Origin of the sequence: Bacillus sp. USDA818B3_A, assembly GCF_009928415.1 — a bacterium.
GTDB lineage: Bacteria > Bacillota > Bacilli > Bacillales > Cytobacillaceae > Neobacillus.
Window position 1 is genome coordinate 1 of the sequence record NZ_JAABNN010000055.1, and the last position, 782, is coordinate 782.

Consider the following 782-nt stretch of genomic DNA (forward strand, 5'->3'; position numbering starts at 1 on the left):
ACCAGTCCTTACGGTCTAGCTTCAACGCCCTTAGAACGCTCTCCTACCACTGACATCGTAGATGTCAATCCACAGCTTCGGTGATACGTTTAGCCCCGGTACATTTTCGGCGCAGAGTCACTCGACCAGTGAGCTATTACGCACTCTTTAAATGGTGGCTGCTTCTAAGCCAACATCCTAGTTGTCTGTGCAACCCCACATCCTTTTCCACTTAACATATATTTTGGGACCTTAGCTGGTGGTCTGGGCTGTTTCCCTTTCGACTATGGATCTTATCACTCACAGTCTGACTCCCGGATATGAATGAATGGCATTCGGAGTTTATCTGAATTCGGTAACCCGAGATGGGCCCCTAGTCCAAACAGTGCTCTACCTCCATCATTCTCAATTCCGAGGCTAGCCCTAAAGCTATTTCGGAGAGAACCAGCTATCTCCAAGTTCGTTTGGAATTTCTCCGCTACCCACACCTCATCCCCGCACTTTTCAACGTACGTGGGTTCGGTCCTCCAGTGCGTTTTACCGCACCTTCAACCTGGACATGGGTAGATCACATGGTTTCGGGTCTACGACTACATACTCAAACGCCCTATTCAGACTCGCTTTCGCTGCGGCTCCGTCTCTTCGACTTAACCTCGCATGCAATCGTAACTCGCCGGTTCATTCTACAAAAGGCACGCCATCACCCATTAACGGGCTTTGACTTGTTGTAGGCACACGGTTTCAGGTTCTATTTCACTCCCCTTCCGGGGTGCTTTTCACCTTTCCCTCACGGTACTGGTTCA

General features: G+C 49.9%; 1 rRNA gene. It reads right to left on the minus strand.

The window, feature by feature from the left end:
• A 23S ribosomal RNA gene (locus GXK58_RS26820) occupies positions 1-782 on the minus strand; the annotation flags it as partial.